Raw genomic sequence first — 15,020 nt, 5'->3', positions numbered from 1 at the left:
CAGGGATAATTCCGATCTATCTTATTTAATCTTTTAATTTTTCTCTTATATTGATATGCACCTATATTATATAACATCTTATTACGATACCATTCCTTACAAGCACCATATTGATTATTTTTCCAATAATATGTTCCAAACAGAGCCATCATCGAAATAAAAATACTACGCTCAAGATGGCTTCAACTCCTGTAAGAGTTATCACATCTACCATATTCTTTTTTGTCATTCGTATCAATTTCAACTTTTTTCATGCTTAAATCCTATCTATAGTGATTATAGCTGCACCCTTCACTTCTCCCTATTCATCGGGGATAGGTGGTGAAGGGGATTCCTTCACCACCTCTTCACCAGTTTCTTCTTATAGCTAATCCGATTTTCATTATAGCTAATTCAATTATGCTCATAGCATCTTGTTTTTTCTTCCTAAGGTTTGAAACAAACATCGGGATGTTTGTGAAAAAGACGCTAGATGATTGAAACAAACTTTTAGACTTTTGTAAAGCACCGCTTTAAGCAGGTTAAAGCTATGCTTTGCAACTCCTAAAGCACAACTTTAGATTTTACAAAACAACACTTATCCGTAAAGGATGGGTGAAAGGTGGCCCTTCACCCGCTATCCCTCATGAATAAGGAGTTGTGAAGGGTGAAGGCTATATCGGTTTTTATCAATTTATGTTTCATTTTTCATTTGATTTTCTTCATAATTCTATCCCAACGATTTTTCTGATAAGGAAAATTAAAAACCAGTATATCATTTCTCTTAAAATTTCCCCATCCGGGCATCCGATGAATAGTGAAATCTTCATACGCTTTCTTTCAGCTGAATTAGTTTACGATAAGCCATAAGCCCCAACACGCATTTCACACGTTCATCATCCTCATTCAACAACCCTCCACAGGGATAAACTTCTTTCTTCATCTTCTCCCGCAAATAATCCGCCCATAAACACAACAGATTCCAATGCGCATCAGCATAACCGAAATCCTGTTCTGCTTCTACAATAGCAGTTATCATTATTAACATGTCAGCAGCCATCTCCACTGCATAATCATCAACTTTCACCTGACGATTAGCAATTGGGTAGATTCCTATATCATAAGGAGGATAACTTTTCCTCCAATAATCATTCTCGCAATATTCAAAAACCGGTTCCAAAAGGCCTTTCATCCAATCCATACGATTAAGAGACAATAAAATCGGAAAGTTACTATAAGATTCTCTCACATTGGCCAAAGTATCTCCAAAACAAAACAAATCACCACTTTGAGACATTACAAAACGATGCTCCGATATAAATTTTCGATAATCTAAAATCATCTGGCGTGCAAACGATGGGATTCTCGTTTGAAAAGCTCGCCTGTTCAACTGCCCATCCAACCTGTCACATTCCCTCATTAATTTCTTATAATTGTCACCGATAAACAACAAAGCATCCTTCAATTCTCTTTTTCCATCCTTATTCCAATAAGGATGTAGAATTTCCCCCTCATATTGCAAACCCTTCCCTTCATTAAAGCCAAAAAGTAATACACCCTGATCTTTCTTGTTTTTCCCCAGTTTCTGCGAAAGCAGCACATGCCCTTCATTATATGAATAAGCCGTTTCTTCAGCAGCTATCCCCATATACAAGCTATCAGACTTGACAATACACCAATCCTGTTCAGACAGGCTTTCTACTCTATTTTTCCCAAACATCCATTCTGTATCTATATCAAATAAAATTTCTACATCATGAATTTCTGATTTGCCAGAATGAATTTGATAAGAAATAAAACCTACCGGACATCCCATTAAACATTGTTCTAGTAACAAAGAAGGAGAAACAAAATCAAGGTATAACTCAACATCTCCACATTGATAAATGTAATGAGTTTGCGTCGCTTGTACATTCATTTGTTTCAATATTGCCATATCCACATCGTTATAGGTTTTATTTTCCATGTACAATCCAAAATCCAACAGAGCATTTTCTTTCGTATTCCACCCATGTGCGGCTATCACATTATCGCCATTATGTAACTTTGCAACTACTTCATCGGAGAGTTGTTTACATTCAATTCTATTGCTAAAATAATCTACCTGATAAATAGGTTCTCCATTACAATAGATTTCTGCATGGTCATCACATTTAGAACAAACATATAATTTATATCCTTCCAATTTCTTTTTATCATTTATGTTAAAATGTCTGCGAATATAAATATCGGCTACGGTCCATGTTGAGTGAATAGGATAAGGACGATTCTCTGCTCCCCAAGCTCCTAACCCGTTATACCACTCCTTATCATCATATTCTTTCCGCATCCAATCATCCTTTGGATGCAAATAAGAGTATCTAGCAGGCCACCCACAATTAATTGTAGAAAGAGGTACTAGTGGAAAAGGACGCAACGAATCACCTCCCATAAAACGATAAGATTTACCATCTACTTTTAAAATTCCGATCATCGGAAACTCCTTATTTCTTGATAACTTCGGATATTTTGTATGCAATGTATTTCCAACAGTTTGGATAGAAAAATCCGGTACCAATGCCATTAATGAATGATTGGACGCAATACATATAGGAATAACTTCATTCTCCTCTTTATCATTGCAACATGCATGTAAAGAAAAGATCATCCATAAAAATATTATTCTTATCCCCCACCCGATTTTGTTATTTATTTGCATATCTGCCTCCCGTTTTCATAAACAAAAATTCTTTCTTCCACCCCGCGAGTATGATTTCGCAATAATAAAAGTGTATTTTTAGGAACACCCGAATAAACCAATGAATCAGAAAGAGCTTGTTTCTTTCCCATTGATTTCCACTCCTTATCACAATATAATAACTCGAATGTATCCCCAGGGCGAATATAGTTATCTCTATTACGTGGTGTATAAACTATTCTATCTACCCGTACTTTCCTTCCCATATCTAACCCGCTCCAACCACCGGACGGTCTGGAATAGTTGAAAGAAGTCTTAGTTTTGCCATCAAAAACATTGTAATAATTCAATCCTTTATCGGTATCCTCCAAAGGAGTTCCTATAATGCTTCCCTTCAAAGCAGAAGTGTCATTACATTCATAAAATTCAACTTCAGCCACATTACAATACGTATTCTTGGCTCCAAAATATCTAAAATAACGATACTTCTTATCTGACCAACTCCGTACAACCGTTTTCAAACGACCGGGCACCTTTTGCACCATAAACAAAGTATCCTTCTCTGAAAAATCAGGCTGATTACTCCCTTCGAACACCCCTCCCAACATTCTTCTTCTAAGATGAATTTCTCCTTTAAAAATATTGTACTTAGAATACAATACTACATCTTGAATTTCTTCATGTTTTGAATAAAAATGAAGTTCATTGGTATGCGGATCTACATAAAAAGGATCCGTTACAAGATGGAGCACTCCTTCCTCATAAGTTGCTATCCGCATAATCATTCCTTTTTTTATATTCCTGAATGTCATGTTGTTGACGTCATATTCCGTCCAAGCAACCGGAACCCATTTATCCCGTTTACTTGCACACAAATAAGCAATCTTCCCGTTACATTTTTCTCTATATATTTTTGATGGAGGTATTTTTAATTCTTTTTTATAATAATAAGCATATTCACGAGTTACATCTACAAACTTTGGTAAACGCCAAAATGGGTATAGTTCTTCTTCATACTTTCTCATTTCTTCATACATTTTTCTATTGACGCAAAAAGTATTCCTATATACCTTGGCCGTATTCTCCTCTTTATACCACATATTTTCACATTGTCGTTCAAAGGCTTTTGGAAAATCAGCAGCAAAAGCTTCTTGATTCTTATCCCATGCAACTAGCCAAAAATGTCCGGCATTCACGCCACTACGCATAGGTACAAAGTCAACACCACAGGGTATCCCTAAGGATCGGAACAAATAGATACCAAAATCCGTTGCCTCTCTGCAACTTCCAGATATATATTGTACATATCTAGGACCAATATGTCCCATAAGCGCAGGTGATGTAGAAGTAAAATAATGTTCTTTATCCAATAATCTGTCTCTCAAATATTTTGCAGCAACAATAGGGTCTTCTTTATCCAAAACATCAGACATCCTTAATGAATCCAGCAATGAATTATATTTTTCATAATACATTTCACGCCAATATTCGAGTGTTTCATCCTCAATGCGATATGGCAATATGTACTCACAAAAAGTTTCAAAAGAAACATTTTTGCCCCATGGTTGTTCTCGCCAAACTTTAAATGCCCATTCAATATTGTTACATAAATATGCGGAGTCCACTTCTCTTATATCATGTTTCTTTTCAGGTTCTCCTAACGGACCATATACTTTCTTGACTGAATCCGCAACCTGTTTCGCTGTCTGTCCTCTACTCTTTTTCAGCCATGCATAATAAGACTTATAGTTTTCTAACTGCTTGCTTGTTGAATAAGAGTAAAAAGGCATATTTTCAATTAGAAAACAAGCAGCTTTGTATTTTAGGCTATCAGCAGGATTCTTTTGATAATGACGGAGTACTTTTTCCAATTCTTTCCTGTTGTTTTTAGCAGATTGCAAAGCAGCTCCGAGAGGAGTTATCATTTCTTCTCTGAATGTAATCCTATCTATTATTTGCCATCCTAGCCAAATAAACAGCACCAAGACTATAAATTGAATATATCCCAAATACTTCATCAAACCTTTTCTTAATTATTCATTTTGCATTTCCACTAATTTTCAAATGGAACGGAGAGCCTTCTGCATTACAATACACGGTTATCGTTTTATCGAAATGCCCAGAATGTTCAGCTTGATATTCCACCTTCACTTTCAAATTTCCACCTGGTTGAACAGGTTCTTTAGAATATTCCACTGTAGTACACCCACATGGAGTATAAATTTCTTCTACAACAAACGGATTATCACCTGAATTAGTAAATGAAAACTCTACAAATTGCTTTTTTCCCCAATTAAAAGTTCCTATATTGAACTGATATGTAGATAAAACAACTGTTGTTGGAGTTCTACTATCAATCTCCTTCAACAGAGATTTTTTCCCTGTAATAATATTCAAATAAAGTTCTTTTATCTTAGGATTATGAATAGGATTGCCAATAGCAACTACCCTATTATTCTTATCCAACAAAAATGTTTGAAAGATCGTTTCTATAGGAAAATGATTCAACTTATTGATACTATCATGCTCATCAATACATACAGGATAATCAAAGCCTTCTTTCGTTAGTAAATACTCAATATTTTTCCTGCTCATAGGATGAATAAAAAAAAGAACATTACATGAAGGACAAGTATCTTTTAGCAATTCAATAAAAGGTTTCCATGCACTAAAACTTAAGTGACACCGCATACAACCGATTGAATCGACATATGTTAATATTTTGTAGTCACAATCTCTTTCATAATACCCCATAATTGTATCTCTAGCAAATTTCGTAAAAATAGGAACACTAGGAAAATCTATTTCCTTATAAGTCCATTCTTCAACTAACCTCTTTATTTTTTTTTCATCATGCTCATAACATGAAAACAAAGAAAAACATATAACAAAAGAAATCAGAGAGATAACAATCATTCTATACATATGTTTATCTATTTTATTTTAAATCTTATTAATTCAGGATCAGGCATATTAGAGAAAGCATACAACATCTCATCTTTATTATCCACACTAATCAGTGTAACTGGCACATTCAGTTCATACTTTTTTATGGCTTCTCCATTCCAATCAAAAACATAAATTATTGTTCCTGCAAGTGTTTCTAAACCATTTTCTTTAAAATTTTTGCCTGAATAAAGTCCATATACATATTTAGGAGAAATACACAAACTTATAAATGTACTATTATTGGAAGATGAAATTGGGGCAGCTCGCATGTCCCCTTCAACTTGAGTTTTATAAATAGGGTAGTTCATTTCATATTTCTTTATTAAAGAAATATCAGTATTATTTATTTTATAAAAATGAATAATTTCAGAAGTATTTACTGCATAAACAAATTTATCCATAAATGGATTTAAACGGATAATACCTTGATAAGCCATACCACGCAACCTGTTTGCTATTTGTTTCTCATCTCCATCTTTATATGGATATTCCATAAAATGCTCTTCTTCTATTAGTCCAGTACCCCAAAGTCTGAACATACAGTCTTCGTAAAATCCCAAAGATACAAAAGTATTAAATGCTGTAGGAAACACTTTAATAGTCCCAGGAATAGTATCTTTAGTTAAAACTGAAAAGTTCGAAATTCGATTTTTCACATCTGATATGTTCATAACATTCAAAGTCTTTTTATATAAATCATAAACACTTATGGAGCTCTTACCAAATAACTGTATATCAAAAGGCATTAAGAATTCATTAACACCTTGCCCTTTCTTTCCGAAATCATATATTGAATCTAGATCATTCAAATCGACCAAATGAAATAAACCATCTTCAGACTTCTCATCGAAAACAATAATTGCTGAATCACAATATATCATATCCATTGGAGTTCCCCAAATATAACCGTTTGATGGTATCTTTTCATATTCCAAGAATATCCTATTCGTAAACAAATCGTCTATTTGACAGTCTGTTTTAACATTTTTACATGCACAAAAGAAAATCAACACAAAAACATATTTCAATTTCATAATATACTAAATTCATAATAGTTTATAGAATATTTTTATAAAGCTATATTTTAATCGGCTTTATTTATGCATAACAAATCTAGAAGTTGTCAATACACTTCAATTGGGGCTGACTAAAAAGATTTTTTCACAATTACCCCTTCTCCAGATACCTGTAGAGGGGGTAAAAATCAAGTTTTCGACCTTTTTTATTCAGCCCCAATCCCAAGAGGATATTAAAAACCAACAGTTATAGCAATAATATACAGAATTATACTGATGAAAGTATAGTTTCAAACTCTAAGTAAATGTTAACAAGCATATTTTCCATGCACTTTCATCACCTTCATTAGAATTTATTGGTATAGTTTATAGCCCCTTATAGCTAGCCCATCACTATATATCACACAAATACCTGATGTAACTACACAAAAGTCAAAATCCACTTCCGCATTATTAGCTAACGCATCAACATTACAAAGTAACAAGGCAGAAGAGCTTTTAGTATTCCAATTATATATACTAAATGTAGATATAAACAAACAAATTATACCTACTACAACATATAAACTTTTAGCTTTCATAATATTTAAATATATGGACGATATTCACCAAGGCATGCACCCCAATCTCCTAACGTTCGACAAATTTGCAATCTTGTATAAACACAACCTATGCATTCATTTCCACCTTCTTTTGCATTAGCTAAAGCTTCCACATTGCTCAACACCAAGTCAGACAACTTCACATCATTCTGCGAAGTATATACATTATATCCCGCAATAGCAGCGACAGCAACAACTGCTATCACACCTAATACTTTCTTTTTCATTCTTCAATAATCTTTAAATTACATTTTATTTTTCTCTTCTGCATCTATCATTTCAACAGAATAGCAATAGTTTGCTACATTAATTTTTATTCTTATGTTTGCATCCGAATCTTTTTTAAAGATTTAGGAGCAGGTGATATGTAAGCAAATCCTGCAAGATAAACAAACTCATCATCCTGCTCCTTTTAATCAAGTTAATTATCTCATTCAGCCAAAGTTAAACTTAAGTATTGGCTCATCATTATTTACATCTGTCGCTATTATCGTTTTCGTAGCTTCATCCACCCAAATACCATATATATAATGGTCGAGCACATATTTACATAACGGTTCTCCTTTCAAACTAAATACATAAATATATTTTCCTCCATCAGGAAGCCTTCCGCTTTGTCTTGCGATCTCCTTAAAAGACGTTCCATGAAATACAGTATAAATGGCACTATCTGTTACTTGTACATCACTAAATCCCATAATACCCGTTGGTATACCATATCCATCTGATATTTTAAATTCAGGTTCGCCATACTCACCTATACGAACAACATGAGTACTATCTTTCAAATTATAGACCTCAAGGACTTCTCCCAACTGGGTGACTACCGCCAGTATTCCATTGTTAGGATTGTAGTCAAGGAAGCTCCTCCATGCTTGGGCTAACGCCGGACGAGCATTTTCCAATGCTTTTTCATCAATAGTCGGAATAATTCCTATCTTATCTATAAGCTTACCATTACAGTTAACTCGACATAAACGATTTTCACCGGAATAATCAGGAATAATAAACATTGAATCATTATATATAGCAAAATCAAGTGGTCGAAGTATATCTTCATCCAATGTTACCGTTTCGTCACGAAGCAGTGAATCACCGGATGAAGAAAAGTCTAACCTAGTTAATTCACTTTTATTGGCATCCAATGTCCAGACTACATGATTCTGTAAACGAAAGTTCTCCAATGATAACATTTCCGTAGGTGAATCACCACGCTTGCCAAAAGAAGATAAATACTGATAACTGGGATATTGGAATAAATGTCCATAATGATCAAGACCATGTAAATCCATCACAATGACTCTATCTCCTTCGATTCGTATCCTAAACGGATAACGAAGCAAGGCTGTATCAAGCTCAATTACTTCTCCTATTAATTCTCTCTCGTGCGGAAATCCCGAATAGAATAATACACCCTTTGCATATTCTTTATGCTTATGGTCACAAGAGATAAACAAGAAAAAAGAAAGAAACAGGAGAGTTATACTATTTTTCAAGGCTATATCCGGTAGCAACATATTCTACTTTAACTTTTGTAACCGGACAATCTACGGAACCACTGCCCCAACAATTAGTAGGCACATCTTGCTCATCAGCCGCCAAAGCTTCAATATTATCTAATAATAATGTATTTACTCGAGGTTCTTTTAATGAGTAATTTACAGAAAGAACCGCCATCATCAGAATAGAAAAGAATAATAGTTTCTTCATATATACTATAGTTTTATCGATTAATTAATGGAAACGAAAGTAGGCAATTGGATTACAACCACCAATAGATTAATCTATCCATTTCTATCTAACCGAATCTATCTACTATATATACTATCATAGAGATAAGGCTCTTATTCAAAAAAATCCCATTTCATCGGAAATTATAGTTTCTTATTTGTTCCTTCTAATTTGTAATTGATATCCAATATTTTCATACCTTTGAATCTCAATAGATGGAACATTCTCAAAAACTCTTCGCAAACGACTTATTGCATTATGAAGTCTCGGATCATTATTTGATTTATCCGACCAAAATATTTTCTTGATTTCTTTGTCTTTCAATATGTAATCTGGAGCTTCTAAAAAATGTTTTAATAAAATAGCTGTTTGTGGTGGTATCTGAATTTCCTCTTTACCAAATATAAGCTTTCTCAAATCTGCATCAAACATAATATCTTGGTCCATTTGATAAATATGAACAGAGGTAGGAACAACAATGTTCTTTTGCCATCTCTTTCTAAAAAATATCACTATATTAATAATAACTGCACACAGCCAATAAATAAAGCCATAAACAAAGCCTCTTACACCCACAAGAGTAAAAAATGAAAAGTAGAAAAAGCCTTTTACTTCAACCTCGCAACGATAACCTGCCGTAATATCGAATTCTGGTATACAATTTTCATGTAAAAAAGAGTCAGGGTATACACTTTCTGTAATATTTTCATCTTTATCGGATACCAAAAGCTGCAATGCAAAAGTGCCAGACAAACTTTGCTGCTTCAAATGCAGTTGCCATTTTTCATATAAAGAGTCCACTACTAAAGGATGTTTAGATAAATAAGCAGTATGTAAAAAACTTAATCGTGGATCAGATGTTACATTTTTAGAACTTTTTTCTTTATCCAAGCAGTATCCACGTTTTCCACTTTCATCTGTTATATAAACCGTATCAGGATACTCCTCCAATCGCTGTTTCCTCCCACTAGTGTAAAAATAACCATCAAAAGCATCTTCTTGTAAATGTTGCAAAAAAACTGCTTTAAAAACACTTTCCACTCTTTCACTGAACATTTTTTTTCTAGCCTCACAATATAATTGTCCTAGAATGAAAAATAATACTATCTCCAGAATAAATATTATTAGCAAAAGGCGCATCTTTTGTTTATCTTTAAATGTAATTGTACCGCTTAGTTTCGTTAGTAATTTCATAGCGTGACTTATTTTATCTGTTTGAATAGCACAAAGGTAGCATTATTTGCAATAATTGACAGACAATATAAAAACTATTTTGAGTTTTTGGTTATATCAAAAATAATCTTTCCAACCAAAGAAATTAGTCTATTTTTAAGATTCACTCTATAAATATTAAATCAAAATAAAAGCAAGAAGAGAAATAAATGCATAAATCAATGCAAGAATATACCGTTTTCAGACTAAATATTACATAAATAAGGGATAAAAAACGAATTATTTACCGCTAACTAAGCTTTGTTCCTCACCGAGGAACGACTCGTTGCCCGGTGTGCGTCGCTTCCTTCCTCACCGAGGAACAATACATTCATCGGTGAGACCCAAATTTATCGGTATATTTTCAGCTATTTCACACTATATTCCATCCAAATCAAATATAGCAAAAAGAAAGTACTTATCAAATAATCAAACGAATATCCGCAAATAATCTCTTTACAGCAAACAATAAGCATCCAAATAATATAAAATAAAGCACCACGGATTTCCATAATCCCTAATTACTCACATATTTATTTGCATACAAGACTCTGTCTTAAATTCAAGCAGGAGAAACGCATAAAATATCCTATTTTTATGTATGTTCTCATTTCAAGACTTCTATATATAAAAAATCCTATATCATGTCTAAGATGATATAGGATACTAACAATTATATAAAGGCGTTTATTACAACGCCTTTATCTCTTCTATAGACAAACCTGTGACTTGCGAAATAACATCGAGAGGAATATTTAAAGACTTCATATTGCTTGCAGCTTCCCTTTTCTCTTCCAGACGACCTTCATTAATACCTTCCATACGACCCTCTACACGCCCTTCAGCATGACCCTCTGCGCGTCCTTCAGCACGTTCAGTGAATATATTATCTTTTAATATGACAATATTATCCAAATGGCGATAGTAAGCATCAAGCTCTGCTTTAGTCATCTTGTCAAGTTTTAATCGTTCACGGGCTTCTGTTAAACCTGGAGCAGTCGCACTATCAGGAATATCACCTGTATTCAGATAATAGATCCATTCTTCCAACGGACTTTTAGCTACCTGATTAAAATCATTGACCTTCAAAATATAATATTCAGGATAAAGTTGACTTACTGTATCCACTTTAAAAGTTTGTTTTTGAAAAGGAGTCAGTTCAAGCATATCTCCCTGATGAATTCCCCGGAATTCCGTTTTACCGTGATATACGGTATCTTTGCCACTACCTAAAGAAAAATAGACAATATTGACACTATATACTTTACGTACCTTATCATAACCTTCTCCACGATTAATATACTCGGTTACTAATTTTGAAGTACCAAACAGCATACGTTGAAAATAAGCATACTCATTATTATTCTGAACTTCAATCAGAATAAGTTCACCTTTCGAGTTTTCAGCAAGCATATCTACACGATTATACTTATCAAACTCATCTTCTTGATTGCTTTCACTCTCTAAAAGCTTCCGAATGATTATCTTTTCATTCAAAAGAGTAGTTAGAAAGCCCTCAAGAACTGCAAAATTGGCTTTATTACGCAATAAACGTTTCATAGCCCAATCGAAACGAATATAATTACTTGACATAAGTTCGTCTCCTTTCTTGTTATCTTGTTTCAAGCTAACAAAGGTAAGCAGAAAATGTTTGATTTCAAGTATATATGCTTCAATTTCTTTCTACTAAGAATATTCTATCTTCCACTGTCCCAAAGTCCGCGTTGTACTATCGAAATTCACTCCAACTTTAACAACCTTGCGATGCTCTACCTCATAAGGAATGGCATACTGTTTACTATTAATTTGTGCCAACGCTTCTTCGGGAGTTCCGTCTACCTTAAATTCAAACACATAAATCGCATCAGGCATCTTGATTACCACATCAGCCCTACCAATAGCATTCTTAACCTCTACATCCACATATTGCCCCATCAAACGGAATAACAAATAGAAAATAGTCTGATAGTGCTTTTCCTGATTATTCTCCAAATCATAAGGTATAGAAGAAAAGAAAGAACGGGTACGAAGAAGGCACTGCTCAATATCACCTTTCATCAGGTCTCTTACAAAAGAGACTACATAAAAATTACTTTCACGTGTCGGTTGATTGAGATAGGAAGGGATCAGAGTCTCAATAAAGCCTATCTTAACTTCTTCGTTGGGATAACCTAATGTATATGTACGAAAGAGAGGTTCATATCCTTTAATAGTCAAATAGCCACTCTGATAAAGTACAGGAATCGGATCGGTAATAACCTCTGTCGCTTTATCAAAATCTTCGTCTTTCACTTCCATCTTTTCCAATAGAGTAAGACTGAAGTCCATTCGCTGTAACATTTCAATCAAGAAAGTAGGCGTGCCGGTAGAAAACCAAAAGCTCTTATAATCTCTTTGCGAAAATGCATTGAAAAGGCTGAACGGATTGTAAATATCTTCACAAATCTTGCTGAAATGATAACCGTCATACTGCCGTTTCAAATGCCGACAAGCTTCTTCATAGGTTTCATTATTCGCTTGAGCTATCCTCTCAATATCCGGTTGCATCTGACTTAGCAACTCTTGCTCTGTAATACCACAAATAGCACTATAATCATCGCTCATACTGATATTCTGCAAGTTATTCAGCTCACTAAATATACTCATCTGACTGAACTTGCTGATTCCTGTCAGAAACAAGAAACGAAGATATTGCCCTTGCGCTTTAAGAGGACTGAAAAACTTCCGCATTTCAGTTCGCAATTGTCCTTGTAAAGCAGAGTCGCTATTACTATCCAATAAAGGTGCATCATATTCGTCAATCAATACAACAGCCTGCTTTCCTGTCTGTTGGTAGATTCGTTGAAGCAAACCGGTTAAACGGGCTGCATAGCTCGTTTCTTCTTCATTTTTCCCATAAGTCCTCTCCCATTCGCTTAGATAAAGATTCAATTGCTCTTGCAAATCTTCGATTGTGGTGTATTTCGTTCTACTAAAATCAATATGCAACACAGGATAAACAGTCCATTCTTTCTCTAACTGTTCCATAGCCAATCCTTCGAACAACTCTTTCTTTCCGGAAAAATAAGCTTCAAGAGTAGAGACTAGAAGACTTTTTCCAAAGCGACGCGGACGACTAAGGAAATAAATCTTATTTGTATGAGTCAAATGATAAATTAATGCAGTTTTATCAATATACACACAATCATTATTACGTAAATCCTCAAAATTCTGTATTCCGATAGGATATCTTCTAAATGTCTCTTTCATACCACTCTAATGCTTTTATTGGAAATATGAACAAAGATACGAAATAAAATGATTACATGACACTTAATATTATTATAAAACCCTACAATATCATTCAATTGCATTGTTCGATTCACATAAACTTATCTAAAGAACTACCTTATTAATAGCCATTAAAATAGTGACGCTATCCCACCAATATAGTGACGGTATATGCTTAGGATAGCGTCACTATCCAAGGCAAATACCGTCACTATATTTAAACCGAATATTTCGGGCTTTTAACTCTAGTTTCCGCGCTGTGTAGGCAAGGTAAATTCCTGCGAATCACAAATCATTCCATTCTCGTCCGCCACTGCGACACGGAATGTCACTTCACCGTCTTTCAATTTTTCACCTGCATGAATGGAAGCGGTATAACGGATGCCTTCACCCGGAAGAATTTCCTCCACCATCACGGAAGGAGAAATGCCGAGATGCTTCACCTTCCCCACCGTTTCTACCACAGGAACTACATTATAAACAGGATTTCTCCCTTCATTCATAATCTCAAAGATTATCTTGCTATTTTCTCCCGCATCAATCACATGACTGCGATTATCATCTATAAAACGGATCTTGCGCAACTTCAGTCGAGAAATAGGCTGTTGCACTTGCGGCTGTTTCTTATACTTTTGCACACGCACTTCCCGTACTTCAGGAATATACGCATCTTCCTCTATTTGCTCTTGCCTCGGCGCCGTCAACGCGTTTCCAATAGCCGCACCGGCAATGGTTCCCACAATATTCCCAATAGCAGAACCACGGTAACCGCCCCTCCAGCCATGATTATTATCTCCGATAAGTCCGCCTATCGAACTTCCCAGACTACCTCCGATAGAAGCACCTGCCATGATAGCTCCCGGATTTCCCATACGCCCCGACGCACATCCACTCACAATCAAAGCGGAAAGCAAAATTACTGTTAGTTGTTTCTTCATGAGTCTCTCTATTTAGTGTTATTATTTATTCTACCACTTTAAAACGAGCGAAACGTAATAATAGTTGTTTGTCTCCCGCATTTTTAAAATGAATAGTTGCTTTCGCATTGTCTCCCGTTCCTTCTACTTTAATCACTTCACCCAATCCGAAACGTTCGTGCTCTATCATCTGTCCGGCCTGTACTCCTGCTACCGATGGCGAAGTGGAAGAGGTTGCCTGTGCACCGCTACTTGGGCTAACAGTACTAACTTTCTTCAAATTCCTCGGTACGCTGGAAGCAATGATCTGTGCTTTCGGACGTTCACGTTGTTCGGAAGATGTACTTCCGAAAGGGGCACGCGACGGAGAAGCTGAACGGGTGAATCCTCCTTCAATCTCTCTACGGAAACGTCCTGCACCTTCATCGACAGCACGGCTCACTCCTGCCTCATGCGGCAATTGCAAGTAATGAACATCGATATCACGCAAGAAACGACTGGGGCTTCCAAATTCCATCTTTCCATAACGGAAACGGGTTTTGGCAAAAGACAGATAACAATGTTCCTCCGCACGAGTAATAGCTACATAGAACAAACGACGTTCTTCTTCCAGTGCCCGGGGAGAATCTCCTACCATCCCACTGGGAAACAGGTTTTCTTCCAGACC

Annotated in this window: 13 protein-coding genes and 1 pseudogene; all 14 read right to left on the bottom strand. The window is 35.2% G+C overall.

Features of this window, described 5'->3' with window-relative positions:
• Positions 1-705: 705 nt before the first annotated feature.
• A pseudogene (locus tag BSCG_RS30525) lies at positions 706-807 on the bottom strand (signal peptidase I); the annotation flags it as partial.
• Positions 806-2,677 carry a glutaminase domain-containing protein gene (locus BSCG_RS08230; protein ID WP_008648121.1) on the bottom strand — a complete coding sequence of 624 codons (1,872 nt, stop codon included), beginning with the start codon at positions 2,675-2,677 and terminating at the stop codon, positions 806-808. The pseudogene BSCG_RS30525 and the gene BSCG_RS08230, both read right to left, overlap by 2 nt.
• Complete coding sequence (locus BSCG_RS08235) at positions 2,668-4,674, bottom strand: hypothetical protein (RefSeq protein ID WP_032849629.1); 2,007 nt, start codon at positions 4,672-4,674, stop codon at positions 2,668-2,670. The genes BSCG_RS08230 and BSCG_RS08235 overlap by 10 nt, the downstream gene beginning before the upstream one ends.
• Before the next feature lie 19 nt (positions 4,675-4,693).
• A complete protein-coding gene (locus BSCG_RS08240) occupies positions 4,694-5,581 on the bottom strand; it encodes a DUF1573 domain-containing protein (protein ID WP_050428049.1) in 888 nt (295 codons plus the stop codon).
• Between the two features lie 8 nt (positions 5,582-5,589).
• Positions 5,590-6,639, bottom strand: coding sequence for a BF3164 family lipoprotein (locus BSCG_RS08245; protein WP_008648127.1), 1,050 nt, complete (start codon positions 6,637-6,639; stop codon positions 5,590-5,592).
• A gap of 335 nt (positions 6,640-6,974) precedes the next feature.
• Positions 6,975-7,202: a hypothetical protein gene (locus BSCG_RS28895; RefSeq protein ID WP_008648128.1), complete on the bottom strand. Its 228-nt coding sequence runs from the start codon at positions 7,200-7,202 to the stop codon at positions 6,975-6,977.
• Between the two features lie 5 nt (positions 7,203-7,207).
• On the bottom strand, positions 7,208-7,450 hold the full coding sequence (locus tag BSCG_RS08250; RefSeq protein WP_004312299.1) for an NVEALA domain-containing protein: 243 nt from the start codon (positions 7,448-7,450) through the stop codon (positions 7,208-7,210).
• A gap of 207 nt (positions 7,451-7,657) precedes the next feature.
• Positions 7,658-8,740 carry a BF3164 family lipoprotein gene (locus tag BSCG_RS08255; protein WP_175285328.1) on the bottom strand — a complete coding sequence of 361 codons (1,083 nt, stop codon included), beginning with the start codon at positions 8,738-8,740 and terminating at the stop codon, positions 7,658-7,660.
• The gene (locus BSCG_RS08260) at positions 8,709-8,933 is read right to left on the bottom strand and encodes an NVEALA domain-containing protein (protein WP_004312293.1); all 225 of its coding nucleotides are present in this window, start codon (positions 8,931-8,933) and stop codon (positions 8,709-8,711) included. The genes BSCG_RS08255 and BSCG_RS08260 overlap by 32 nt, the downstream gene beginning before the upstream one ends.
• Positions 8,934-9,107: 174 nt before the next feature.
• Entirely contained in the window at positions 9,108-10,148 is a 1,041-nt protein-coding gene (locus BSCG_RS08265; RefSeq protein ID WP_008776661.1) for a transcriptional regulator, read from the bottom strand.
• Between the two features lie 708 nt (positions 10,149-10,856).
• Complete coding sequence (locus BSCG_RS08270) at positions 10,857-11,759, bottom strand: Rpn family recombination-promoting nuclease/putative transposase (protein ID WP_008776660.1); 903 nt, start codon at positions 11,757-11,759, stop codon at positions 10,857-10,859.
• Positions 11,760-11,852: 93 nt separating this feature from the next.
• Positions 11,853-13,415 (bottom strand): ATP-binding protein, encoded by a 1,563-nt coding sequence (locus tag BSCG_RS08275; RefSeq protein WP_004312304.1) that lies wholly within the window; start codon positions 13,413-13,415, stop codon positions 11,853-11,855.
• A gap of 266 nt (positions 13,416-13,681) precedes the next feature.
• Positions 13,682-14,374 carry a hypothetical protein gene (locus BSCG_RS08280; protein ID WP_008776659.1) on the bottom strand — a complete coding sequence of 231 codons (693 nt, stop codon included), beginning with the start codon at positions 14,372-14,374 and terminating at the stop codon, positions 13,682-13,684.
• Positions 14,375-14,399: 25 nt separating this feature from the next.
• Positions 14,400-15,020 (bottom strand): 3'-5' exonuclease (locus BSCG_RS08285; RefSeq protein ID WP_305803631.1); only part of this gene is annotated, 621 nt, incomplete at its 5' end.

The sequence above is a fragment of the Bacteroides sp. 2_2_4 genome (genome assembly GCF_000157055.1).
GTDB lineage: Bacteria > Bacteroidota > Bacteroidia > Bacteroidales > Bacteroidaceae > Bacteroides > Bacteroides ovatus.
Note: the sequence above shows the minus strand (reverse complement) of the source record. Positions and strands in the feature narration are given on the sequence as shown.